Source organism: Actinoplanes couchii (assembly GCF_016862075.1).
GTDB classification, from domain to species: Bacteria; Actinomycetota; Actinomycetes; order Mycobacteriales; family Micromonosporaceae; genus Actinoplanes; species Actinoplanes couchii.
Map to the genome: position 1 here is coordinate 1 of NZ_BOMG01000011.1, position 21,556 is coordinate 21,556.

Sequence of the window (21,556 nt, forward strand, 5' to 3'; positions counted from 1 at the left end):
GGAGGTGGACGAAGGGCGGGGGAGCGGGCCGGTCAGCCAAGAGGGTCGTCCCGGCGGAGGGTGTCCGGAGGGTATGAGCTGATGGTCATCGTCGCGGGGTAGGGGGGTGGGGTGCCGCCGAACTCGGGGCACAGGGACTGGTGGCTGCACCAACCGCACAGGCGGCTCGGTTTCGGGCGGAAGTCCTGGTTCTGCTTCGCTCGTTCGATGGCCTGGGAGAGGGCCAGCAGGGTGCGCTCGAAACGCTCCAGCTCGCCCTGGTCGGGGCTGTAGTCGAGGGCCTCCGCGTCCTTCAGGTAGAGCAGGCGCAGTGCCCGGGGGACCTTGCCCCGGGTGCGCCACAGGACCAGGGCGTAGAACTTCAGCTGGAACAGGGCGCGGCCCTCGAACGCCTCGCGGGGGGCTCCGCCCGTCTTGTAGTCGACCACCCGCATGTCGCCGGCCGGGGAGACGTCGAGACGGTCGATGTAGCCGCGCAGCAGCAGGGCGTCGTCGCCGATCATCGTGGAGATCAGGGTCTCGCGCTCGGCGGGCTCCAGGCGGCGTGGGTCCTCCACCGCGAAATAGCCGCCCAGCAGGTCCCGGGCGCTGGTCAGGAACGCGGCCAGGCGGGCCGCCTCGGCCTCACCGTCCGGGATGTCGATCAGCGTGGCCTGGCCGGTGGCGTCGACCTCCGCCAGAACCGCCGCCGGATCGCGCACCAGCCCGCCGGCAGCCGCCGGATCGCGGACCGGCCCGCCGGCACCGGTCGCGGCACCCGCCACGGTTCGACCGGCAGCCAGCACGTCACCGGCAGCCAGCACGTCACCGGCAGCCGGCACGTCGCCGGCAGTCGGGACGTCGCCGGAGGCCGGCCTGCTGGCGGCCGGCGAGGACACCGAGGCGGCGGATGAGGAAGAAGACGCGGAAGAAGTTGAGGAAGAAGGAGTGTCGCCGCCGTTGCCGGAGGAGGAAGCCGGTGGGAGGTCGGCGGGCTGAGAGGGGTCTCCAGTGGTGGAGGAGGAGAGCGACCCGGTGCCGGAAGCCGGGCCCTGAGCTGTGGAGACGTCGCCGGTGGGGGCTTTCCGTGGGGACGGGGCCGGGCGGCCCCGGGGTGGTGGCTCGGTGGTGAACAGGTCGGCCAGGGCGGGCTCCCCGGCCAGCAGGCGCTCCCACTCGGGAGTGACCAGGGCGACCGCCGCCTCGGGGGTGCGGTCGGCGGCCGGCAGGTCGAAGAGGCGCTCCAGGACGGCGTGGACGAGGGTGCCCCGGACCTGGTCGGCCGACGGGGTCTCGGGCAGCTTGTCGATCGACCGGTAGCGGAACAGCAGCGGGCAGGTCTTGAAGTCGGCAGCCCGTGACGGGGACAGCGACGGACCGGCCGGCGTCTCCGGGCGCGGCCCCCGGCCGGACACCACGGCCACGGCGCCGGCGGTGGCCTCGACCGTGGCAGGGCCGGCGGTGGCGGGGTCGGTGGTGGCCTCGACCGTGGCGGGGTCGGCAGCGGTGGAGGACGCCGGGTCGGCGGGCTGCGGGGGCGGGGACACCGGCTGGGCCGCCGTGGGGGAGAGCGCCGTCATGTCACAGAGGCTAGGCCAGGGGTACGACGAAAACCGCGGGGTGGGTGCCGCGGCCGGTGGTCCGTAGCATCGGACACGTGGACGACAGCCGGGTATCGCAGCCGCCGCCGACGCCCCGGGGGCGGCCGGTCGGGCGTGTCGCGGGCATCCCGGTGCATACGAACGCGTCGATGCTGCTGCTCGCGGTGCTGGTCACGATCGTGTACGGGAACCACGCGCGGGAGCAGCTGGGCCTGGCGGAGCCGTGGGCGTACCTGGTGGGAACCGGTTTCGTGGTGTGTCTGGTCGGCTCGGTGCTGTTGCACGAGCTGGGGCACGCGCTGACCGCCCGCCGGTTCGGGATCGGGGTGCGGCGGATCACTCTGGAGCTGCTCAGCGGGTGGACGGAGATGGATCGGGACGCGCCGACGCCGCGGGTGGACGCGCTGGTGTCGCTGGCCGGGCCGGCGGTGTCGTTGCTGCTGGGCGGGGTGGCGACGGCGGTGACGCTGCTGCTGCCGGAGCGGACCCTGACCCGGGAGGTGGCGTTCCAGCTGGCGCTGAGCAACGTGCTGGTGGCGTTCTTCAACGTGCTGCCGGGGCTGCCGCTGGACGGTGGCCGGGCGTTGCGGGCGCTGATGTGGGCGGTGCTGCGGGACCGGAACCGGGCGACGGTGGTGGCCGGCTGGGCCGGGCGGGCGATGGCGGTGGTGACCGCGGCGGTGGTGCTGTTCCTCTGGCAGCTGGGTGTGATCACCACGCTGGGGATGGCGTTCGTGCTGCTGGTGGTGCTGACCCTGTGGCAGGGGGCGGGGCAGTCGATCCGGCTGGGCCGGATGACCGGGCGGTTCCCGCTGATCGACCTGTCCGCGCTGACCCGGCCGCTGCTGACGGTGCCGGCGGGCACCCCGCTGGGGGAGGCGCAGCGGCGCCGGTCGGAGGATCCGAGGCCGGACGTGATGCTGGCGGTCGCCGACTCGGCGGGTAGCCTCACGGCACTGGTCGATCCGGTGGCCGCCGAGCGGGTGCCGGTCGGCCGGCGCCCCTGGGTGAGCGTGGAGAGCGTGGCCCGGTCCCGGGACGCGCTGACCGCGCTGCCGCTCGGCCTGACCGGTGAGCAGGTGGTCCGCGCGCTGCAGGCGCACCCGGGTGCGCAGTACCTGGTGACCGCAGGCGAGGATGTCGTGGGCGTCCTGCGGGTCGCCGACGTGGCCGCCGTGCTGGAACCGCGGCGCGCGAGCCGGAATTAGCAGCCTCCTGAGAGAAGATCAGTGACCACAACCCCAGCCCCCGTCGTCGATGACGTTCCCGCGCACCGTGGGCCGTTCCGGGCGGGCGACCGCGTTCAGCTCACCGACCCGAAGGGCCGGATGCACACGATCGTGCTGGAGCCCGGTAAGGCCTTCCACACGCACCGTGGCGCGATGCAGCACGACGAGCTGATCGGCCTGCCCGACGGCAGCGTGATCACCGCCGCCAGCGGCACCGCCTACCTGGCGTTGCGCCCGCTGCTCAGCGACTACGTGCTGTCCATGCCGCGGGGCGCGCAGGTGATCTACCCGAAGGACGCGGCACAGATCGTCGCGATGGGTGACGTCTTCCCGGGGGCGAAGGTCCTGGAGGCGGGCGCCGGTTCGGGTGCGCTGACCTGTTCGCTGCTGCGGGCCGTCGGCAGCTCCGGCGAGGTGCACAGCTACGAGCTGCGGGAGGATTTCGCGGCGGTGGCCCGCAAGAACGTGGAGGCGTTCTTCGGCGGCCCGCACCCGGCCTGGCACCTGCACGACGGCGACGTCGCGGGTAACGAGATCGGTGGGTTCGACCGGATCATCCTGGACATGCTGACCCCGTGGGAGGCGCTCGACATGGTCGAGAAGTCGCTCATCCCGGGTGGTGTGTTCATCGGCTACGTGGCGACCACCCCGCAGCTGTCCGAGCTGGTGGAGGCGCTGCGCGAGCGCGGCGGCTGGACCGAGCCGCGGGCCTGGGAGTCGCTGGTCCGGGACTGGCACGCGGACGGTCTGGCGGTCCGCCCGGATCACCGGATGATCGCGCACACCGCGTTCCTGGTGTCGGCCCGCAAGCTGGCGCCCGGGGTCACCGCGCCGCCGCGGCGCCGCAAGCCGAGCAAGGGCGCGGAGGCGTACGCGGCACGGAAGGCGACCCAGGCCGCGCTGGCCGCACAGGCCGCCGACCCGGCCCCGACCGTGGCGAAGGCGGTGCAGGCCGCGAAGGCGGTGGACGCCGCGGAGATCGCGGCAACCCCGGCGGCTGCCCCGGCGGAAGTCCCGGTGGCGGAGAACGCGCGGCAGAGCGACGCCCCCGGGGAGTGACGCTCGCCTCTGGGTTCCGGTAGGTTCCCTCGGGGGTCAGCGACGCAGACAGGAGTGGGCGCGATGAGTTCTCCACCGTTCGGCGGCAGCAACGAGATGCCGGCGGTTTTCCCGGACTGGTCGCCCTATCCGGACCTGGACTCGGCGGCCCGTGCCTACCTGCGTGATCCGGAGGTGGCTCTGGAAGCGCTGTTCGGGGTGCTGCGTGGGGCATCGGTGCTGTGTTTCACCCTGGAGCGTTTCGTCAACGAGGTGAACGGGGTGTGGCAGGAGGTCGTCGTCTGTGACGGCAGCCGCCTGGTGCTCTGGCACGGTGAGGACGTCGCCCCGGGTGACGGCCCGGTCGGTGCGATGACCTCGTCGTTGCGGGTGGTGCCGCTGTCCACGGTGACCGAGGTGGGCTGCCGGCGGCGGCTCACCCGCACCCCGAACGGGCAGGCCCGGGTGGACAGCATCGACGTCTACCTGCTGCTGAGTTCGGTCGACGACGCGGTGCCGCCCCCGGGTGTGGGCGAGGAGGAGGGCCGGGCCCCGCTGCGGCACGACGCGCTGCGGTTCGGCAAGACCCTCGACGACGGTGGGCCGGGGCAGATCGCCCGGCTGGAGGAGTTCTCCCGGGTGGTGGCGTCCCTGGTGGGCCGTCCCACTCTCTGAGTTCACTCCGATTCACTCGGCGTTCTCCCGGCCGACTCGCCCGTGTGGTCTTTTGCATAGGCGGGCCGGTCGATGCCCGTTATGCCCGGATCGAGCCGTGCGGCGAAGATCGAGGCAGTGGCGTCCGTCGATGCAGATGCGCAGCTCACCAGTGTCGGGGGTCACCTCTACCTCGCACAACCCGCGGAGACCACCGAAGTTCGAACTATGTCCGACCGGCTCACCACCGATCGCACCAATCGATCAAGAGTCGGTGACGAGGGTGTTGCATGGGTCGAAAACCGCCTCGCAACGGCTAGTGTTATCCCAAGACGTTCGAGCCCCCCGGGGAGGTGGGACGTGGCACGTAGCGACGAAGCGGACTCCCGCGCCGCGCGAGCGGAGAAGGAAGTCAACGATCTCTCGAGTCAGGTCGCGTTTCTGCAAGAGGAACTTGCTCTGGTCCGGCGGAAGTTGACCGAGAGCCCCCGACACGTCCGGCAGCTCGAGGAACGGCTCGCGGCAACGCAGGCGCAGCTGGCCCGAGTGACCGAGAACAACGAGCGGCTCGTGGCGACCCTCAAGGAAGCCCGCGCCCAGATCGTCACTCTCAAGGAAGAGATTGACCGGCTCGCCCAGCCGCCCAGCGGCTACGGCGTTTTCCTGGCAGCCCACGAGGACGGCACGGTGGACGTGTTCACCGGCGGCCGCAAGCTGCGGGTGGCGGTCTCGCCGTCGCTCGCGGCCGACGAGCTCCAGCGGGGCCAGGAGGTCCTGCTGAACGACGCGCTCAACGTCGTCGACGCGTTCGGGTTCGAGCGCACCGGCGAGGTGGTCTCGCTCAAGGAGGTCCTGGACAACCCGTCCGGCGGCCCCCGCGACCGGGCCCTGGTGACGTCGCACTCCGACGAGGAACGCATCGTCTTCCTCGCCGACTCGCTCGACATCGGCAAGCTGCGTGCTGGTGACTCGCTGATGATCGAGCCGCGCTCGGCGTACGCGTACGAGCGGATCCCGAAGAGCGAGGTCGAGGAGCTGGTCCTGGAGGAGGTGCCCGACGTCGACTACACCGACATCGGCGGCCTGCACTCCCAGATCGAGCAGATCCGCGACGCGGTGGAGCTGCCCTTCCTGCACGCCGACCTGTTCCGGGAGCACCAGCTGCGCCCGCCGAAGGGCATCCTGCTCTACGGCCCGCCCGGCTGCGGCAAGACCCTGATCGCCAAGGCGGTGGCCAACTCCCTGGCCAAGAAGATCGCCGAGCGACGTGGCGAGGAGAAGCACACCAGCTACTTCCTCAACATCAAGGGCCCGGAGCTGCTGAACAAGTACGTGGGTGAGACCGAGCGGCACATCCGCCTGGTCTTCCAGCGGGCCCGGGAGAAGGCCGGCGAGGGCACCCCGGTGATCGTGTTCTTCGACGAGATGGACTCGATCTTCCGGACCCGTGGCTCGGGTGTCTCCAGCGACGTGGAGAACACCATCGTTCCCCAGCTGCTCAGCGAGATCGACGGTGTCGAGGGCCTGGAGAACGTGATCGTGATCGGCGCCTCCAACCGGGAGGACATGATCGACCCGGCCATCCTGCGCCCCGGCCGGCTCGACGTGAAGATCAAGATCGAGCGCCCGGACGCCGAGGCCGCGAAGGACATCTTCGGTAAGTACATCCTCTCCGACCTGCCGCTGAGCGGGGACGACCTGACCGAGCACGGCGGCAACCGGGACGCCACGGTGGCCGCGATGATCGAGGCGGTCGTGCTGCGGATGTACACCGAGACCGAGGAGAACCGCTTCCTGGAGGTCACCTACGCCAACGGTGACAAGGAGGTCCTGTACTTCAAGGACTTCAACTCCGGCGCGATGATCCAGAACATCGTCGACCGCGGCAAGAAGATGGCGATCAAGGAGTTCCTCACCTCCGGCAAGAAGGGCCTGAGGCTGCAGCACCTGCTCGACAGCTGCGTCGACGAGTTCCGGGAGAACGAGGACCTGCCGAACACCACCAACCCGGACGACTGGGCCCGGATCTCCGGCAAGAAGGGCGAGCGGATCGTCTACATCCGCACGCTCGTCTCCGGCGGCAAGGGCGCCGAGGCCGGCCGGTCGATCGAGACCGCCAGCAACACCGGTCAGTACCTGTAACACGCGCATCGGGGCGGGGCTGGAGGGTTTCCCTCCGGCCCCGCTCTCGTTTCATCACGTATGACCCGTCTGGCCTGGCTCGACGCCCTGCGCGGATGGGCCGCGGTGGTGGTCGCGGCCTTCCACCTCAGCCCGATCGTGCTCGGCACCGCGGTCCACCTCGAGATCTTTCACACCATCGACCTCGGCAAGTACGGGGTTCTGCTGTTCTTCCTGGTCAGCGGCTACGTCATTCCGATGTCCCTGGAACGGCACGGTGACCTGCGGCGGTTCTGGACCGGGCGGCTGCTGCGGATCTACCCCGCCTACCTGCTCGCCATCGCGGTCACGCTGGCGCTGAGTGCCGCCGGGGTGCTGCGGCTGCCCGCTCAGCTGGACACCGAGACCACCACCAGCGTGCTCGGGCACCTCACCATGCTGCAGGACCTGCTCGGCACCCAGGGGACACTACGGCCCTTCTGGACACTCAGCTTCGAGATGGTCTTCTATCTCGTGGTGGCGGGACTGTTCGTGCTGCGGCGGCACGGCGCGGCCCCGTGGTGGGCGGCCGGGCTCACCCTGCTGGCCCTGACCGGCCTGCCCGACGACCTGCTCGGTGCCACGGCCGGTCAGCGCCGGATCAGCGCGATCGTGGTGACGGCCCTCATGATCGCGGTGCTCACGACGTACACAACCGGGAAGTTGACGTTGATCTCGGGGGTCACCGGGCTGGCGGTGATCGTGCTGCCGCTGCTCAACGGGCACGCCACCGACCAGGTCACCAGCGCCTCCTCGGCACAGGCCGCCCAGATGCTCGCCGTCATGTTCGCCGGGACCGTGATCCACCGCGTGCAGCACCGGCGGATCGGGCGTACCGCAGCCGCTCTGGTCCTGTCACTCGTGCTCGGCGGCGTCGCGATCCAGGTAGCGCCTGCCGTCGCCGTGGCGGTGGCCGCCACCTTCACGGTCGCCTTCGCTCTGCGCGAACGCCGGATCCCGGCCGTCCTGTCCTGGCTCGGCACGATCAGCTATTCGCTCTATCTGCTGCACATCCCGGTCCTGGTGGCCGTCCGGCAGCTCACCGCCGACCCCGCGGTCATCACGGTGGCCTTCACCTGCGCATCCCTGACCTTGGCCTGGGCCGGCCACCGATGGGTGGAACGGCCCGCGCAGAACCTCGCCCGGCGCCTCCCGGTGATCAAAGTCGCCACGCAAGGTACGGACGCGCGCACTCCCAGCTTCGGAAAGCGCTACGAGAGCGTCTAGGCTCGATACATGAGCAGGCGCAGCTTCGTGGCGGACAGGGTGGTCGCATGAGCGTTCGCAGGATTATGGGTACTGAGGTCGAGTACGGTATTTCGGTCCCCGGCCAGCCCGGTGCCAATCCGATGGTCACGTCCTCCCAGGTGGTCAACGCCTACGGCGCCCGCCCCGAGCTCAACCGCAACGGCCGCGCCCGGTGGGACTACGAGGAGGAGTCGCCACTGCGCGACGCCCGCGGGTTCACCTACTCCGGCGCCGCGTACGACCCGGCCGAAGCCCTCGCCGACGAGGACCTCGGCCTGGCCAACGTGATACTGACCAACGGCGCGCGGCTCTATGTGGACCACGCCCACCCCGAGTTCAGCACCCCCGAGGTCACCAACCCGCTCGACATCGTCAAGTGGGACAAGGCCGGCGAGCGGGTGATGGCCGAGGCGTCACGCCGGGCCGCCACCATCCCCGGCACGCACCGCATCCAGCTCTACAAGAACAACACCGACAACAAAGGCGCGTCGTACGGGGCCCACGAGAACTACCAGATGCGGCGGCAGACCCCGTTCGCCGACATCGTCGCGCACCTGACCCCGTTCTTCGTCACCCGGCAGATCTTCTGCGGCGCCGGTCGCGTCGGCATCGGGCAGGACGGCAGCGGCGCCGGGTTCCAGATCTCCTCGCGCGCCGACTTCTTCGAGGTCGAGGTCGGCCTGGAGACCACGCTCAAGCGGCCGATCATCAACACCCGCGACGAGCCGCACGCCGACGCCGACAAGTACCGCCGGCTGCACGTGATCATCGGCGACGCCAACCTGTCGGAGATCTCCACCTACCTCAAGGTCGGCACCACCGCCCTGATCCTCAACATGATCGAGGAGAAGGTGTTCACCGGCGAGCTGGGCATCGCCGACCCGGTCAGCGAGCTGAAGAACGTCAGCCACGACCCGTCCCTCAAACACCTGATGCGGCTGCGCGACGGCCGCCGGCTGACCGCGCTCGACCTGCAGTGGGCCTACTTCGAGCGGGCCCGCCAGTTCGTCGACGAGCGCTACGGCGCCGACGCCGACGAGCAGACCACCGATGTGCTCGACCGGTGGGAGGACGCCCTCGACAAGCTCGGCCGCGACCCGATGCTGCTTTCCGACAGCCTCGACTGGGTCGCCAAGCTGCGGCTGCTGGAGGGCTACCGGGAGCGCGAGAACCTCGCCTGGTCCTCGCCGAAACTCCAGCTCGTCGACCTGCAGTACTCCGACGTACGGCCGGAGAAGGGCCTCTATCACCGGCTGGTCGCGCGCGGGTCGATGAAGACGCTGCTCGACCCGGAGGAGACCCAGGCCGCGATGTACGACCCGCCGGAGGACACCCGGGCCTACTTCCGTGGGCGTTGCCTCGCGCAGTACGCGTCCGAGGTGGTCGCCGCCAGCTGGGACTCGGTGATCTTCGATGTGGGCCGGGAATCGCTGGTCCGGGTGCCCATGATGGAACCGGAGCGGGGCACGCGCAAGCACGTGGGGTCGCTGTTCGACACCTGCGAGAGCGCCAAGGATCTGCTCGAGGTGATCACCAGCCGGTGAGAAAACAACCCGTTACGGCGGGGCGTTTCGTCACAGGCGCGAGGTAGGTTTTTTCCAACCCGATGTTGCAGGACTTCGGGTGGCTTCTGAAGGGGGACATCCATGGCAACCCGAGACACCGGTGGTCAGTCGCAGAGCAGCAAGGGCTCCAGCGACCAGGAGATCGAGGACGTCACCGTCGAGGCCAATCCCGAGGTCGCCGAGAGGCACGCGGAGATCACCGAGGACGTCGACGACCTGCTCGACGAGATCGACAGCGTCCTCGAGGAGAACGCCGAAGAGTTCGTCCGCGGCTATGTCCAAAAAGGCGGCGAGTGACCCCTTTGTCCGCTTCTAGGTGACCGGACGCCGCCCCTTCGGCGGCGTCCGGCATTTCCTCAAGACTTGTCGATGGCGTTGATCGCACCCGCGGGCACCGGCGGGATATTGTGCTTCAACTGCACGTACCTTGAAAGGAACCACGTGGCGACGGGCTTTGATCCATCCGGGCGTCTACCGGATTTCTTCACCACTACGGGGACGTCCTCCTTCACGCAGTTCCTGAGTCAGGCGGCGCCGGAGTTGCTTCCCGGGCGCCGGCCGCTGCCGCCGGGGCTGTCCGCCGACATCGCGCCGCACGGCACCACGATCGTCGCGATCGCGACGGCCGACGGTGTGGTGATGGCCGGTGACCGCCGGGCGACCATGGGCAACCTGATCGCCAGCCGGGACATCAAGAAGGTCCACCCCGCCGACGCCTACTCGCTGATCGGCATCGCCGGCACCGCCGGCATCGGCATCGAGCTGATCCGGCTGTTCCAGGTGGAACTGGAGCACTACGAGAAGATCGAGGGCGCCATGCTCTCCCTCGACGGCAAGGCGAACCGCCTGGCCGCGATGGTGCGCGGCAACCTCGGCGCGGCGATGCAGGGCCTGGCCGTGGTCCCGCTGTTCGCCGGGTTCGACCTGGCTCCGGCGGACACCGCGCGGGCCGGCCGGATCTTCAGCTTCGACGTCGCCGGCGGTCTCTACGAGGAGACCGGCTACGAGGCGATCGGCTCGGGTTCGCTGTTCGCGAAGTCGGCGCTGAAGAAGCGGTACCGGGCCGGGGTGAGCACCGAGGACGCGATCGATCTGGCGGTCGAGGCGCTGTACGACGCGGCCGACGACGACACCGCGACCGGTGGGCCGGACGTCATCCGCAAGATCTACCCGGTGGTGATGACCGCTACGGCGAACGGCACGCACCGGCTGACCGACGAGGAGATCACCACGGTGGCCGAGCGGGTCGTCGCGGGGCGCACGGAGAACCCCGGCGGCTGATCCGCCCTTTCTTTCGATCGAGGAGGTAGCCACCCGTGGCAATGCAGTTCTACGCATCACCCGAGCAGGTCCAGCGGGATCGTTCCGAGTACGCCCGCAAGGGCATCGCCCGTGGCCGCTCGGCGGTGGTGCTGACGTACGAGGGCGGCATCCTGCTGGTCGCCGAGAACATCACCACCCTGCGCAAGATCAGCGAGATCTACGACAAGATCGCGTTCGCGGCGGTGGGCCGGTACAACGAGTTCGAGGCGCTGCGGCGCGGTGGCGTGCGGATGGCCGACATGGTCGGCCTGAGCTACGACCGCCGGGACGTGACGGCCCGGGCACTGGCCAACACGTACACCCAGACGCTCGGTGCGATCTTCTCGGAGACGCAGAAGCCGTACGAGGTGGAGATCTGCGTCGCGCAGGTCGGCGCCACCCCGGAGGCCGACGAGCTGTACCGGATCACCTATGACGGCTCGGTCATGGACGAGCCGGGTTTCATGGCGATGGGCGGCCAGGCCGAGGCGATCGGCACCGTGCTGCGCGACCGGCACGACCCCAGCGCGGAGCTGACCGCGGCTTTGGCCCTGGCGGCCGAGGCGCTGGGCAGCGTCGGCGGGGAGAACGGGCAGGCCCGCACCCTGACGCCGAAGCAGCTGGAGGTCGCGGTCCTGGACCGGCGTCGTCCGGGCCGCGCGTTCCGGCGGCTCAGCGGGGCGTCGCTGACCAGCCTGCTGGGGCACGAGTCGGTGCCGGAGTCGGAGCTGGGCGATGTGGACGCGGCTCCGCCCGCGCCGTCCGAGGGCAAGCCGGTCGTGTCGGCGGCGCCGGAGACCGACGAGGATTCGCAGAAGTGACCGGTTGCGGGGCGTGGTCGATGGATTCACGCCCCGCAATCATGGAAACCCCCGGGCTCTGCCGGTAGTGTTCTGACATGGAACGGCGAATTTTCGGCCTCGAGACCGAGTACGGAGTCACGTGCACCTATCGGGGGCAGCGGCGGCTGTCTCCGGACGAGGTGGCCCGCTACCTGTTCCGCCGAGTGGTGTCCTGGGGACGCAGCAGCAACGTCTTTCTCCGTAACGGCGCCCGTCTCTACCTCGACGTCGGTTCCCACCCCGAGTACGCGACGCCGGAATGCGACTCCGTCACCGATCTGGTCGCGCACGACCGGGCCGGGGAGCGGATCCTGGAAGGCCTGCTCGTCGACGCGGAGAAACGTCTGCACGACGAGGGCATCGCGGGGGAGATCTACCTCTTCAAGAACAACACCGACTCGGCCGGCAACTCCTACGGCTGCCACGAGAACTACCTGGTCTCGCGCCACGGTGAGTTCGGCAGGCTGGCCGACGTGCTGATCCCGTTCCTGGTGACCCGCCAGCTGATCTGTGGCGCCGGCAAGGTGCTGCAGACCCCGCGCGGCGCCGTCTTCTGCCTGTCGCAGCGGGCCGAGCACATCTGGGAGGGCGTCTCCAGCGCCACCACCCGGTCGCGCCCGATCATCAACACCCGCGACGAGCCGCACGCCGACGCCGAGCGCTACCGGCGGCTGCACGTGATCGTCGGCGACTCGAACATGAACGAGGTCACCACCCTGCTGAAGGTGGGCAGCGCCGACATCGTGCTCCGCATGATCGAGGCGGGCGTGGTGATGCGCGACCTGACCCTGGAGAACCCGATCCGGGCGATCCGTGAGGTCAGCCACGACATCACCGGCCGCCGCAAGATCCGCCTGGCGAACAACAAGGAGGTCTCCGCGCTGGAGATCCAGCAGGAGTACCTGGCGAAGGCGACCGAGTTCGTCGAGCGCCGCGGCGGTGACCCGGTGGCGAAACGGGTCGTCGAGCTGTGGGGCCGGGTGCTCAACGCGATCGAGTCGGAGAACCTGGACCCGGTGGCGCGCGAGATCGACTGGGTGTCGAAGTACAAGCTGATCGACCGCTACCAGGCCAAGCACGAGATCCCGATGTCGCACCCGCGGATCGCGCAGCTGGACCTGGCGTACCACGACGTCCGCCGTGGCCGTGGGCTGTACGCCCTGATGGAGAAGCGCAAGACGGTCGACCGGATCGCCAACGATCTGCAGATCTTCGAGGCGAAGGAGACGCCCCCGCAGACCACCCGGGCCCGGCTGCGCGGCGAGTTCATCAAGCACGCCCAGGAGAAACGGCGCGACTTCACCGTCGACTGGGTGCACCTGAAACTGAACGACCAGGCCCAGCGGACGGTGCTCTGCAAGGACCCGTTCCGGGCGTACGACGAGCGGGTGGAACGCCTGATCGCCAGCATGTGAGACCGACGGGCTAGGCTGGCCGGATCATGAGTGATCCTGGCCAGCCCGAGCAGCCCGAACGTTCCGAACTCGAGGTCCGTAACCGGCTGGTGGACCGCCGCAAGGAGCGGATCCGTCAGCAGATCGCGAAGAACCGGGCGGGCGACTACACCGTGCCCACCTGGGTGCTGACGTTGCTGCTGGTGGCGTTGATCGGCGGCTGGGCGTTGTTGATCTTCACCGCCTGAGAACGGCTCGGAGCGGCCTGAGAACGGCTTGAAGCGGCCCGAGAACGGCTTGAAGCGGCCCGAGAACGGCCCGGGCGCGGGAAAGCGGTAAACAAGGCCGGCCGGTGACCGAAGAGCCAGAGGTGTCGAGAGCCTTCGGGGTGCTGGCGGCGCTGGCCGTCGTCATCTACCAGTTCCTGCCGGACGACCGGTGGTGGCTGACCGCCACCCAGGTCGGGATCGGCTGGGTCAGCGTGACCGCGATCCTGGCCGGCGCGCACCGGATGCCCCGCCGGGAGCGACTGCCCTGGTGGCTGTTCGCGGCCGGGGTGTTCGCCAACGCCACCGGGATCGCGGTGGCCACGATCGCCGCCGAGTCGTACGGGCTGGTGGACCTGCCGACGCCGGCGGATCCGTTCTTCCTCACCCTGTTCCCGGCGGTCGCCGGGGGCCTGGCGGTGCTGATCCGGCGGCGGGACCGGCGCCCGGACCGGTCGGCGCTCGTCGACGCGGCCACCATCACCACCGGGTTCGGGCTGCTGGCCTGGGTCTACGTGATCGCGCCGCGGAATCTGGGCGATCACATGGACCGGCTGGCTCACGCCACCCAGGTGGCGTACCCGATCGGTGATCTGCTGTTGATCGCTCTGACCACCCGGTTGTTGCGCAGTGGTGGGAGCAGAGGCGCGCCGTTCTGGTGGATCACCGCGTCGCTGGCGGCCTTCCTGCTCGGTGACAGTGCCTGGGTGGTGCTCGGCAACCTGGGTGCGGAGGGCGAGGCGCTGGCGAACACGCCGTGGATCGCCCGCCTGCTGGAGTCGGTGTTCCTGGTCGCGTTCCTGCTGTTCGGGGTGGCCGCCCTGCATCCGGGGGCCCGACAGGTGGCGGAACCGGCCGACTCCCGCCCGGCCGGTCTGGGTAAAGGTCTGCTGGCGTTGCTGGCAGGCGCCTCGATGATCGCCCCGGCGGTGCTGGTGGCGCAGACCGCGACCGGCGGGGTGACCGACGGCTGGAGCATCGCGTTCTGTTCGGCCGTGCTGTTCCTGTTGGTGGTGGCCCGGATGGCACTGCTGCTGCGGGAGGTGGAACGGCAGGCGGGGCAACTGCGGGACCTGGCGCGCTCGGACGAGCTGACCGGTCTACCGAACCGGCGGGCCTGGAACGACGAGCTGCCCCGGGCCCTGGAACGGGCCCGCCGCGACGGTGAGCCGGTGGCGGTGGCGGTGCTCGACCTGGACCATTTCAAGCGATACAACGACACCTTCGGGCATCCGGCCGGGGATCAGCTGCTCAAGGCGGCCAGCGCGGCCTGGCACGCGACCCTGCGCGAGGTCGACGTGATCGCCCGGTACGGCGGTGAGGAGTTCGTCGTCCTGCTCCCGGCGGCCGGCGCCGGCGACGGGCGGCAGGCCCTGGAACGGGCGCTGGCCGCGACCCCGCTCGGGCAGACGTTCTCGGCCGGGCTCGCGGTCTGGGACTGCCGGGAGACCTCCGACGAGCTGATCCAGCGCGCCGACACCGCCCTGTACCGGGCCAAGAAGGACGGGCGCGCGCGGATCGAGATCGCCGCGGGTCAGCCCAGCAACGCCGCCGCGTGACGGCCGGCCGCGGCGGCGGCCAGGAAGTAGCCGTGGTCCTGGTCCAGCTTGCGGCCCATGGTGGACAGCGGCACCGGGCTGTCCCGCAGCGCCCGGTCCAGCCCGTCGGCGGCGACGCGGACGATGCGGTGCCTGCTGGCCAGCGGGGCCAGCGCGGCGTCGACCGCGGCGGACAGCGCGGGGTCCAGGCCGTCCGGCACCGGCAGGTCGGTCCGGACCAGAGCCACTTTTCCGTACGCCGTCAGACTGTGATGTGACACGCCACGATGACGCTCCCGGCCGTCCGCGTCGGAGATCCGCAACGACCCGACCGGGCGGCCACCGAGCACCGCCACCGCGTTGACCGCCTCGCCGAGCGCCACCCCGGAGAACCCCCACGGCGTGCCGGTGCCCAGGTTGCCGGGCCCCTGCGCCACGATCGTCACGTCCGCGCCGAGCACGTGCCGGGCGGCCAGCAGCCCGGTGTGCACGGTGCTCGCCTCCAGGTCGCCGCCGAACGCCTGCCCGGTGGTGACCGTCCCGGCGAGATGGTCGCGCAGACCGTCCAGGGTGCGGGAGAACCAGGCCGGCAGCGCCCCGCCGTCGGTCATCAGATAGGCCACCCGCGCCGCGGGCCGGTCCGCCCGGATCCCGGCCAGGATCGCCGGCAGCGCCGAGTGCAGGTCGGCGGTGACCACCGGCATCCCGTCCACCGACTCGGCGGACTCCAGCACCGCCCGGTGCGGGGACGCCTCCTCGTCGACCCCGAGCAGGATCGCCTGCAGCGGGGTGTACCGCGCCTTGACCAGGTGACCGCCGTCGCGGGTGGTGCCGTCGTCGGCCGGATCGGCGGGCAGCCGGTCGGGCAGGGCCACCACCATCGCGTAACCACCGGTGCCCAGGCCCATCACCAGGGCGCCGACGTTGAGCAGCACCCGGTCGCCGGCCTCCGGCAGCCCGACCAGCTCCGGGTAGGCCAGGGCGCGGACCGGCCCGTCGTCGGTGGTCACGTCGAGCTCGACGGCGCCGTGCCAGCTCCGCCGCACCTTCTGTACCGTTCCGGACCGCCAGCGCACCATGCGACGAACCCTACAAGCCGCGGGCCGTGTCCCCCGTGGCAGTGACGGATGACAGCCGCCGCGGGCGGGCTGCTAGCGTTGCGTCTCGTGTCGCGCACTCGCACCGAGCGCCTGGTAAACCTGGTCATCTGTCTCCTGTCCACGCGTCGGTTCCTCACCGCCGCGCAGATCGCCCTGACCGTGCCCGGGTACGAGCACGACCCCTCCGATCCGCGGGACCACGAGGCGTTCCAGCGGAAGTTCGAGCGGGACAAGGCCGAGCTGCGGGAACTCGGGGTTCCCCTGGAGACCGGCACGGCCAGCATCTTCGACCAGGAGCCGGGTTACCGCATCGCCCAGCGGGAGTACGCGCTTCCCGACATCCTGCTGGAACCGGACGAAGCGGCCGCCGTGGGCATCGCCGCCCGGCTGTGGCAGCACGCCGGTCTGGCCGCCGCCGCCTCCTCCGGGCTGGCCAAACTCCGGGCCGCCGGGGTCGAGGTGGACCCGCAAGCCACCCTCGGGGTGGAGCCGGTCGTCACCGTCGACCCGGCGTTCGGGCCACTGACGTCGGCCGCCCGGGAGCGCCGCGCGGTCACCTTCAAGTACCGGGTGCCCGAGGTCGACGAACCCAGCACCCGCCGCCTGGAACCGTGGGGTGTGGTCTGCTGGCGTGGCCGGTGGTACGTGGTCGGCCACGACCGGGACCGGGACGCCACCCGCTGCTTCCGGCTGTCCCGCATCGTCGGTGACGTGCGCGCCGGTGGACCCTCCGGCGCATTCGAGCCGCCCGCCGGCGCCGACCTGATCAGCCACGTCGCGCACTCGTCCGGGCCGATCGCGCGGACCGGCCGGGCCACCGTCACGGTCCGCCCGGGCCGGGCCGCGGGCCTGCGCCGGATGGCCGCCGAGGTGACCCCCGGACCGGACGGCGACCGCCTGACCATCAACTTCGGCGACGTCGACTGGCTGGCCTCGCGGATCGCCGGGTACGGGCCGGACGCCCGCGCCGACGGCCCGCCGGAGCTGCGTGCGGCCGTGATCCAGCACCTCAAGGAACTGATCGTGCGCCACGAATCCCCGGCGGTGTCGGCATGAGCGCGCCTCGTACTCCGTCCGGCGATCGGCTTGGACGACTGCTCAATCTGGTGCCGTACCTGCTGGCCCGTCCCGGGATCTTGATCTCCGAGGCCGCCGCCGACCTGGGGGTGACCGGCAAGCAGCTGCGGGAGGACCTGGAGCTGCTCTGGGTGTGCGGGCTGCCCGGCTACGGACCCGGCGACCTGATCGACATGGCCATCGACGGCGACCACGTCACGATCAGCCACGACGCCGGCATGGACAAGCCGCTGCGCCTGAACCAGGACGAGGCGCTCGCCCTGGTGGTGGCGCTGCGGATGCTCGCCGAGACGCCCGGCATCGGCACCCGGGACTCCATCGAGCGCGCCCTCGCGAAGATCGAGAACGCGGCCGGTGACCTGGCCGGTGCGCCGGTGGCGGTGCGCCTGCCGGCCAACCAGAAGCGGCTGGCCGCGGTCCGGGCCGCCGTCGAGTCCGGGCACGCGCTGCGGCTCACCTACTACACGCCGTCGCGGGACGAGTCCACCGACCGGGTCGTCGACCCGATGCGGATGCTGATGGTCGGCGGCTTCAACTACCTGGAGGCCTGGTGCCGCCGCGCCGAGGCCACCCGGCTGTTCCGGATCGACCGGATCGACGCGTTCACCGAACTCCCCGAACCGTCCGCGCCGCCGGCCGCCGCCGTGCCGCACGACGTGACCGGCGGCGTCTTCCGCCCCGGCCCGGAGCTGCCGCTGGTGACGCTGCGGGTCGGCCGCGGCGGCCGGTGGATCACCGAGTACTACCCGGTCGAGAACGTGGTCCGCGACGGCGCCGAGTGGCAGGTCACCATGCGGGTCACCGACCTCGGCTGGGCGCAGCGCTTCCTCACCGGCCAGGCCCGGGACGTGACCGTGCTCGGCCCGCCGGAGCTGCTGGACCGGATCCGCGCCCAGGCCACCACGGCGCTCGACCAGTACGCCACCCCCGCGGGTTAGGGTTGACCCCGTGCTGATGTGGGTCTGGATCGCCGTCGTGGTGATCGCGCTGATCGTCCTGTCCGTCGCCGCGCTGAAGACACTCGGCCGGCTGCACGGGCTGGAACGTGCCGCCCGCAGACTCCAGCACCGGCAGGAGGAGGCGCTCGCGCTGCAGGCCGCCGGTGACCGGTTGCAGGTGACTCTCGAGGGTCTGCAGGAGCGGGCTGAGCTGGCCCAGGGCCAGGTCGAGACGATCAAGGCCGGTCGCGGAAAGAAGTAAGGCGATTACCGACCCGTTGTCCTGACCTTCGGAAGATCATAAGAAACCGGAAGGTTCCGGAGGGCAACATCAGCGGGATCCGCACGTACGATGGACCCCGCTACCTGATCCGACCGACTGGAGTCTTCCATGGGCGCCCTCAAGCCATGGCACATCATCGTCCTCGTTGTTGTGCTCATCCTGCTCTTCGGCGCGAAGCGACTGCCCGATGCCGCGCGTTCCCTCGGGCGTTCGCTGCGCATCATCAAGGCGGAGACCAAGGGTCTCGTCGACGACGACAAGGACAACCTCGGCGACAAGGCGGACGCCAAGTTCGGCCACAGCCCGTTGCAGGGTGAGGTCCAGCAGCCGTACCAGCAGCCCGGATACCAGCAGGCGCCCCCGCAGCCGGGTTACCAGCAGGCCGCCCCGCAGCCCGGATACCAGCAGCCGGCCCCGCAGGGTTACCAGGCGCCGCAGGCCCAGCCGTTCGTGGACCCGGTGCAGCAGCGCACCAACGACCGCTGATCCGGGCCGATGGAGCTGAGCCTGCGTAAGAAAAAGGGGCCCACCAAGTTCGAGCAGGCGTCCGATGGCTCGATGACGCTGATCGAACACGTCCGGGAGCTGCGTAACCGGCTCTTCGTCGCGTCGATCGGCGTGGTTGCCGGCCTGATCGTCGGTTTCATCGTATCCAAGTGGGTGTTCGGGCTGCTGCAGGCGCCCTACTGTTCGTTGCCCAGCTCGCTCGACGCGGACGGCGACTGCAACTTCCTCACCCTCGCGGTGACCGACCCCCTCATGCTGCGCCTCAAGATCGCGCTGTGGGTGGGTCTGATCCTCGGCTCTCCGGTCTGGCTCTACCAGCTGTGGGCGTTCGTCGCGCCGGGGCTGCACAAGCACGAACGCAAGTGGGCGTACGTCTTCGTCGCGCTCGCCACCCCGCTGTTCGTGGCCGGCGCCGCCCTGGCGTACGTGGTGATCGGGCACAGCCTGGCCTTCATCATGGAAGCCGGCGTCCTCGGCGAGTCGACCGAGCTCGAGATCACGTCGTACGTCAGCTTCGTGATGAACATGCTGCTGCTGTTCGGGGCGGCGTTCGAGTTCCCGCTGCTGCTGCTGATGCTCAACTTCACCGGCGTGGTCAGCGCGAAACGGCTGCTGAGCTGGTGGCGGACCGTGGTCTTCCTGTCGTTCGTCTTCGGCGCGGTCGCCTCGCCCGACCCGGGACCGTTCGGCATGTGCCTGCTCGCGGCGTGCATCTCGGTGCTGTACTTCGTCGCCGTCGGTGTCGCGTTCATCAACGACAAGCGCAAGGGCCGCGGCAAGGAACTGTACGAGGGGCTCGACGACGACAGCATCTCCGAGCTGCCGGAGGAGCGGGTGTCGGTGGGCGCGTCCGACCCGATCGAGGCGCCGACCGCGGTCGAGGCTCCGGCGCCGGTGGAGAAACCGCGGCCGATCGAGCGCCGCTTCGACGACATGACCTGATGACCCCGCTGTGACGGGCGACTTCATCGCGGTGCTGGCCAATCCCCTCGCGGGGCGTGGCCGGCACCGCGGTCTGCTTCCCGGGGTGGTGGCAGCGCTCGGCGGTGGTGGGCATCCGGTGCGGCTGCTCGTCGCCGGCACCGGTCCCGAGGCCGAGGACGCCTGCCGGCGGGCCGTCGGCGAGGGGGCCGTGGCCGTGGTCGCCGTCGGTGGGGACGGGACGGTGCACCGGGCCCTGCAGGCGGTCGCCGGGACTTCGACCCTGTTCGGGGTGGTGCCGGCCGGGACCGGGAACGACTTTGCGAGTTCAATGGGCGTACCGGCAAATGTGTGGAAAGCTGCGGAGGGGATCGGCCGGGCGCTGCGGGACGGGCGGGACCACCGGTGTGATCTGGCCCGGACCGTGGACGCCCACGGTGAGCGACGCTGGTTCGGGGCCGTGCTGGCCGCCGGGTTCGACGCGCTGATCAACGAACGGGCCAACCGGATGCGGTGGCCGACCGGGCCGCGCCGCTACGACCTGGCGATCCTTCTCGAGCTGGCGCGGGCACGAGCGCGGCCCTACACCCTGACCCTGGACGGGGAGAGCCGCGCGGTCACGTCCGAGGTCGTCGCGGTCGGTAACTGCCCGAGTTACGGCGGCGGCATGCGGATCGTGCCCGGGGCGGACCCGGCCGACGGGCTGCTCGACGTCGTCTTCACCTCACCGCTCGGGCGGGCCGGCCTGGCCCGGCTCAAACCGCGGCTGCGCAAGGGCACGCACGTCACGGATCCGCGGGTGACGGTGGTGCGGGCGCGGTCGGTGCGGATCGAGGCCGAGGGGATCGTCGGGTACGCCGACGGCGAACGGCTCGGCCCGTTGCCGCTGGACGTGAGCTGCGTGCCGGGTGCGATTCGGTTGCTGATCTGAAGACGCGGGCCGGTCCGCCGATGGGAAGGACATGACGAATCCGATCGGCCCCCGGGTCAACTCCCTGCTCGGCAGCGCGTCCTCGCTGCTCGGCTCCGCCAAGGAAGCCGTCAAGGCGATGACCGACGCGACCACCGCCCCGGACGCCGAGAAGTCGCCCGCCGCCGAGCCGAAACCGGTAGGAAAAGGCCGCCTGGGTACGAATCTCGACCGTTACGCCTGACCGGCCAGGGCCAGCGACAGCACCGACGACAGCCCGTTCGGACGACCGGGATCGGCGGCCGGCACGATGAACGCGGCACAGCCCGCCTTGACCGCCCCCGCGTCGGCGGGTGTGTCACCGACCATCAGCGCGCGCTCCGGATCCACCCCGAGCAGCCCGCACGCCCGGTAGAAGATCATCGGATCGGGTTTGATCCGGCCGACCTCGTAGCTCAGCGCGAACCCGTCGACCAGGCCGTCCAGCCCCCACGAGGCGAACAGCGGGCGGATGTCGAACGCGATGTTGCTGACCACCGCCACCTTGACCCCGGCCTCGTGCAGTTTGCGCAGCGTCGGTTCGGTGTCCGGGTAGGGCACCCAGCCGGCCGGCTCCAGCAGCCGGTCGTAGAGCGCGTCGGCGAGACCCTCCACGTCGGTGTGCACGGTCGCGGCCAGACCGGTGTAGGCCGCCCGGTGGCTGTGCGCGTAGAGATCACGGTCGGCCCAGTGCTCGGCCAGATGCGGCGGCACCCGGGTCGGCAGCGGCCCACCGGCGCGGCCCGCGGTCAGCAGCCGGTCGGCCAGGATCGTCGCCTTCCCCCGGTCCAGCGTCGACCCGCAGGCGGCGGCCGCGGCGAGCACCCAGGTCAGCGGGTCCTCCACCTGGGCGAGGGTGCCGTGGAAGTCGAAGAGCACGGCCTCCACGGGCCGTGCCGGGTGGGTGGAGAGATTCGAGGCATCCGGCACGTCGTGCACCTTACCGACCGGGATTCGGCCCTCGG

The 21,556-nt window shown here is 70.6% G+C and carries 21 protein-coding genes and 2 pseudogenes; 19 read left to right on the top strand and 4 right to left on the bottom strand.

The features are described from left to right. Nucleotides 1-32: 32 nt before the first annotated feature. Together Aco03nite_RS52560 and Aco03nite_RS55020 are read right to left on the bottom strand one after the other, a co-directional pair. On the bottom strand, nt 33-878 hold the full coding sequence (locus Aco03nite_RS52560; protein ID WP_373872564.1) for a RecB family exonuclease: 846 nt from the start codon (nt 876-878) through the stop codon (nt 33-35). Between the two features lie 231 nt (nt 879-1,109). Further along, nucleotides 1,110-1,403 (bottom strand): annotated as a pseudogene (locus Aco03nite_RS55020) (RecB family exonuclease); the annotation flags it as partial. A gap of 233 nt (nt 1,404-1,636) precedes the next feature. Here Aco03nite_RS55020 and Aco03nite_RS02760 point away from each other — a divergent pair. The 12 genes and pseudogenes from Aco03nite_RS02760 (at nt 1,637) to Aco03nite_RS02815 (ending at nt 14,837) form a co-directional block, all read left to right on the top strand. Then, nucleotides 1,637-2,788: a site-2 protease family protein gene (locus Aco03nite_RS02760; protein WP_203792972.1), complete on the top strand. Its 1,152-nt coding sequence runs from the start codon at nt 1,637-1,639 to the stop codon at nt 2,786-2,788. A gap of 21 nt (nt 2,789-2,809) precedes the next feature. Beyond that, nucleotides 2,810-3,745 (top strand): annotated as a pseudogene (locus Aco03nite_RS02765) (tRNA (adenine-N1)-methyltransferase); the annotation flags it as partial. 186 nt (nt 3,746-3,931) lie between these two features. Then, on the top strand, nt 3,932-4,522 hold the full coding sequence (locus Aco03nite_RS02770) for a hypothetical protein (protein ID WP_092540739.1): 591 nt from the start codon (nt 3,932-3,934) through the stop codon (nt 4,520-4,522). A 339-nt stretch (nt 4,523-4,861) separates the two neighbouring features. Then, nucleotides 4,862-6,643 (top strand): proteasome ATPase, encoded by a 1,782-nt coding sequence (arc, locus tag Aco03nite_RS02775; protein WP_203792973.1) that lies wholly within the window; start codon nt 4,862-4,864, stop codon nt 6,641-6,643. 60 nt (nt 6,644-6,703) lie between these two features. Beyond that, nucleotides 6,704-7,888, top strand: a complete 1,185-nt coding sequence (locus tag Aco03nite_RS02780; protein ID WP_203792974.1) for an acyltransferase family protein — start codon at nt 6,704-6,706, stop codon at nt 7,886-7,888. Between the two features lie 47 nt (nt 7,889-7,935). Next, nucleotides 7,936-9,453 (top strand): depupylase/deamidase Dop, encoded by a 1,518-nt coding sequence (dop, locus tag Aco03nite_RS02785; RefSeq protein WP_344316014.1) that lies wholly within the window; start codon nt 7,936-7,938, stop codon nt 9,451-9,453. Nucleotides 9,454-9,555: 102 nt separating this feature from the next. Further along, a complete protein-coding gene (locus Aco03nite_RS02790) occupies nt 9,556-9,771 on the top strand; it encodes a ubiquitin-like protein Pup (protein WP_092540747.1) in 216 nt (71 codons plus the stop codon). 144 nt (nt 9,772-9,915) lie between these two features. Further along, nucleotides 9,916-10,755, top strand: coding sequence for a proteasome subunit beta (gene prcB / locus Aco03nite_RS02795; RefSeq protein ID WP_203792975.1), 840 nt, complete (start codon nt 9,916-9,918; stop codon nt 10,753-10,755). A 35-nt stretch (nt 10,756-10,790) separates the two neighbouring features. Further along, nucleotides 10,791-11,597 carry a proteasome subunit alpha gene (prcA, locus tag Aco03nite_RS02800; protein WP_203792976.1) on the top strand — a complete coding sequence of 269 codons (807 nt, stop codon included), beginning with the start codon at nt 10,791-10,793 and terminating at the stop codon, nt 11,595-11,597. 77 nt (nt 11,598-11,674) lie between these two features. Then, nucleotides 11,675-13,033, top strand: coding sequence for a Pup--protein ligase (pafA, locus tag Aco03nite_RS02805; RefSeq protein ID WP_203792977.1), 1,359 nt, complete (start codon nt 11,675-11,677; stop codon nt 13,031-13,033). A gap of 26 nt (nt 13,034-13,059) precedes the next feature. Further along, complete coding sequence (locus Aco03nite_RS02810) at nt 13,060-13,260, top strand: hypothetical protein (protein ID WP_203793028.1); 201 nt, start codon at nt 13,060-13,062, stop codon at nt 13,258-13,260. Nucleotides 13,261-13,364: 104 nt separating this feature from the next. Beyond that, entirely contained in the window at nt 13,365-14,837 is a 1,473-nt protein-coding gene (locus Aco03nite_RS02815) for a GGDEF domain-containing protein (RefSeq protein WP_239144858.1), read from the top strand. Here Aco03nite_RS02815 and Aco03nite_RS02820 read toward each other — a convergent pair. After that, nucleotides 14,813-15,895: a DUF3866 family protein gene (locus Aco03nite_RS02820; RefSeq protein ID WP_203792978.1), complete on the bottom strand. Its 1,083-nt coding sequence runs from the start codon at nt 15,893-15,895 to the stop codon at nt 14,813-14,815. The two genes, Aco03nite_RS02815 and Aco03nite_RS02820, sit on opposite strands and share 25 nt — an antisense overlap. A gap of 87 nt (nt 15,896-15,982) precedes the next feature. Between Aco03nite_RS02820 and Aco03nite_RS02825 the strand changes: the two genes are divergently transcribed. The 7 genes from Aco03nite_RS02825 (at nt 15,983) to Aco03nite_RS02855 (ending at nt 20,796) form a co-directional block, all read left to right on the top strand. After that, nucleotides 15,983-16,972, top strand: a complete 990-nt coding sequence (locus Aco03nite_RS02825) for a helix-turn-helix transcriptional regulator (protein ID WP_203792979.1) — start codon at nt 15,983-15,985, stop codon at nt 16,970-16,972. Then, the gene (locus tag Aco03nite_RS02830) at nt 16,969-17,931 is read left to right on the top strand and encodes a helix-turn-helix transcriptional regulator (RefSeq protein WP_203792980.1); all 963 of its coding nucleotides are present in this window, start codon (nt 16,969-16,971) and stop codon (nt 17,929-17,931) included. The genes Aco03nite_RS02825 and Aco03nite_RS02830 overlap by 4 nt, the downstream gene beginning before the upstream one ends. A 16-nt stretch (nt 17,932-17,947) precedes the next feature. Further along, on the top strand, nt 17,948-18,193 hold the full coding sequence (locus Aco03nite_RS02835; RefSeq protein WP_203793016.1) for a hypothetical protein: 246 nt from the start codon (nt 17,948-17,950) through the stop codon (nt 18,191-18,193). A gap of 129 nt (nt 18,194-18,322) precedes the next feature. Then, nucleotides 18,323-18,700 (top strand): Sec-independent protein translocase subunit TatA, encoded by a 378-nt coding sequence (tatA, locus tag Aco03nite_RS02840; RefSeq protein WP_203792981.1) that lies wholly within the window; start codon nt 18,323-18,325, stop codon nt 18,698-18,700. Nucleotides 18,701-18,709: 9 nt separating this feature from the next. After that, nucleotides 18,710-19,663 carry a twin-arginine translocase subunit TatC gene (gene tatC / locus Aco03nite_RS02845; protein WP_203792982.1) on the top strand — a complete coding sequence of 318 codons (954 nt, stop codon included), beginning with the start codon at nt 18,710-18,712 and terminating at the stop codon, nt 19,661-19,663. A 10-nt stretch (nt 19,664-19,673) separates the two neighbouring features. Further along, nucleotides 19,674-20,573 (top strand): diacylglycerol kinase family protein, encoded by a 900-nt coding sequence (locus Aco03nite_RS02850; RefSeq protein WP_203792983.1) that lies wholly within the window; start codon nt 19,674-19,676, stop codon nt 20,571-20,573. Between the two features lie 31 nt (nt 20,574-20,604). After that, nucleotides 20,605-20,796 (top strand): hypothetical protein, encoded by a 192-nt coding sequence (locus tag Aco03nite_RS02855; RefSeq protein ID WP_203792984.1) that lies wholly within the window; start codon nt 20,605-20,607, stop codon nt 20,794-20,796. On the opposite strand, the gene Aco03nite_RS02860 is transcribed toward Aco03nite_RS02855, so the two are convergent. Further along, nucleotides 20,787-21,530, bottom strand: a complete 744-nt coding sequence (locus Aco03nite_RS02860; protein WP_373872562.1) for an HAD family hydrolase — start codon at nt 21,528-21,530, stop codon at nt 20,787-20,789. The two genes, Aco03nite_RS02855 and Aco03nite_RS02860, sit on opposite strands and share 10 nt — an antisense overlap. Nucleotides 21,531-21,556 lie beyond the last annotated feature (26 nt).

What these genes read in the sequence shown, in the direction of transcription:
- Aco03nite_RS02770 (WP_092540739.1), top strand. Translation starts at nt 3,932, where the DNA reads ATGAGTTCTCCACCGTTCGGCGGCAGCAACGAGATGCCGGCGGTTTTC.
- Aco03nite_RS02780 (WP_203792974.1), top strand. Translation starts at nt 6,704, where the DNA reads ATGACCCGTCTGGCCTGGCTCGACGCCCTGCGCGGATGGGCCGCGGTG.
- dop (WP_344316014.1), top strand. Translation starts at nt 7,936, where the DNA reads ATGAGCGTTCGCAGGATTATGGGTACTGAGGTCGAGTACGGTATTTCG.
- Aco03nite_RS02790 (WP_092540747.1), top strand. Translation starts at nt 9,556, where the DNA reads ATGGCAACCCGAGACACCGGTGGTCAGTCGCAGAGCAGCAAGGGCTCC.
- pafA (WP_203792977.1), top strand. Translation starts at nt 11,675, where the DNA reads ATGGAACGGCGAATTTTCGGCCTCGAGACCGAGTACGGAGTCACGTGC.
- Aco03nite_RS02810 (WP_203793028.1), top strand. Translation starts at nt 13,060, where the DNA reads ATGAGTGATCCTGGCCAGCCCGAGCAGCCCGAACGTTCCGAACTCGAG.
- Aco03nite_RS02820 (WP_203792978.1), bottom strand. Translation starts at nt 15,895, where the DNA reads ATGGTGCGCTGGCGGTCCGGAACGGTACAGAAGGTGCGGCGGAGCTGG.
- Aco03nite_RS02830 (WP_203792980.1), top strand. Translation starts at nt 16,969, where the DNA reads ATGAGCGCGCCTCGTACTCCGTCCGGCGATCGGCTTGGACGACTGCTC.
- Aco03nite_RS02835 (WP_203793016.1), top strand. Translation starts at nt 17,948, where the DNA reads ATGTGGGTCTGGATCGCCGTCGTGGTGATCGCGCTGATCGTCCTGTCC.
- tatA (WP_203792981.1), top strand. Translation starts at nt 18,323, where the DNA reads ATGGGCGCCCTCAAGCCATGGCACATCATCGTCCTCGTTGTTGTGCTC.
- tatC (WP_203792982.1), top strand. Translation starts at nt 18,710, where the DNA reads ATGGAGCTGAGCCTGCGTAAGAAAAAGGGGCCCACCAAGTTCGAGCAG.
- Aco03nite_RS02855 (WP_203792984.1), top strand. Translation starts at nt 20,605, where the DNA reads ATGACGAATCCGATCGGCCCCCGGGTCAACTCCCTGCTCGGCAGCGCG.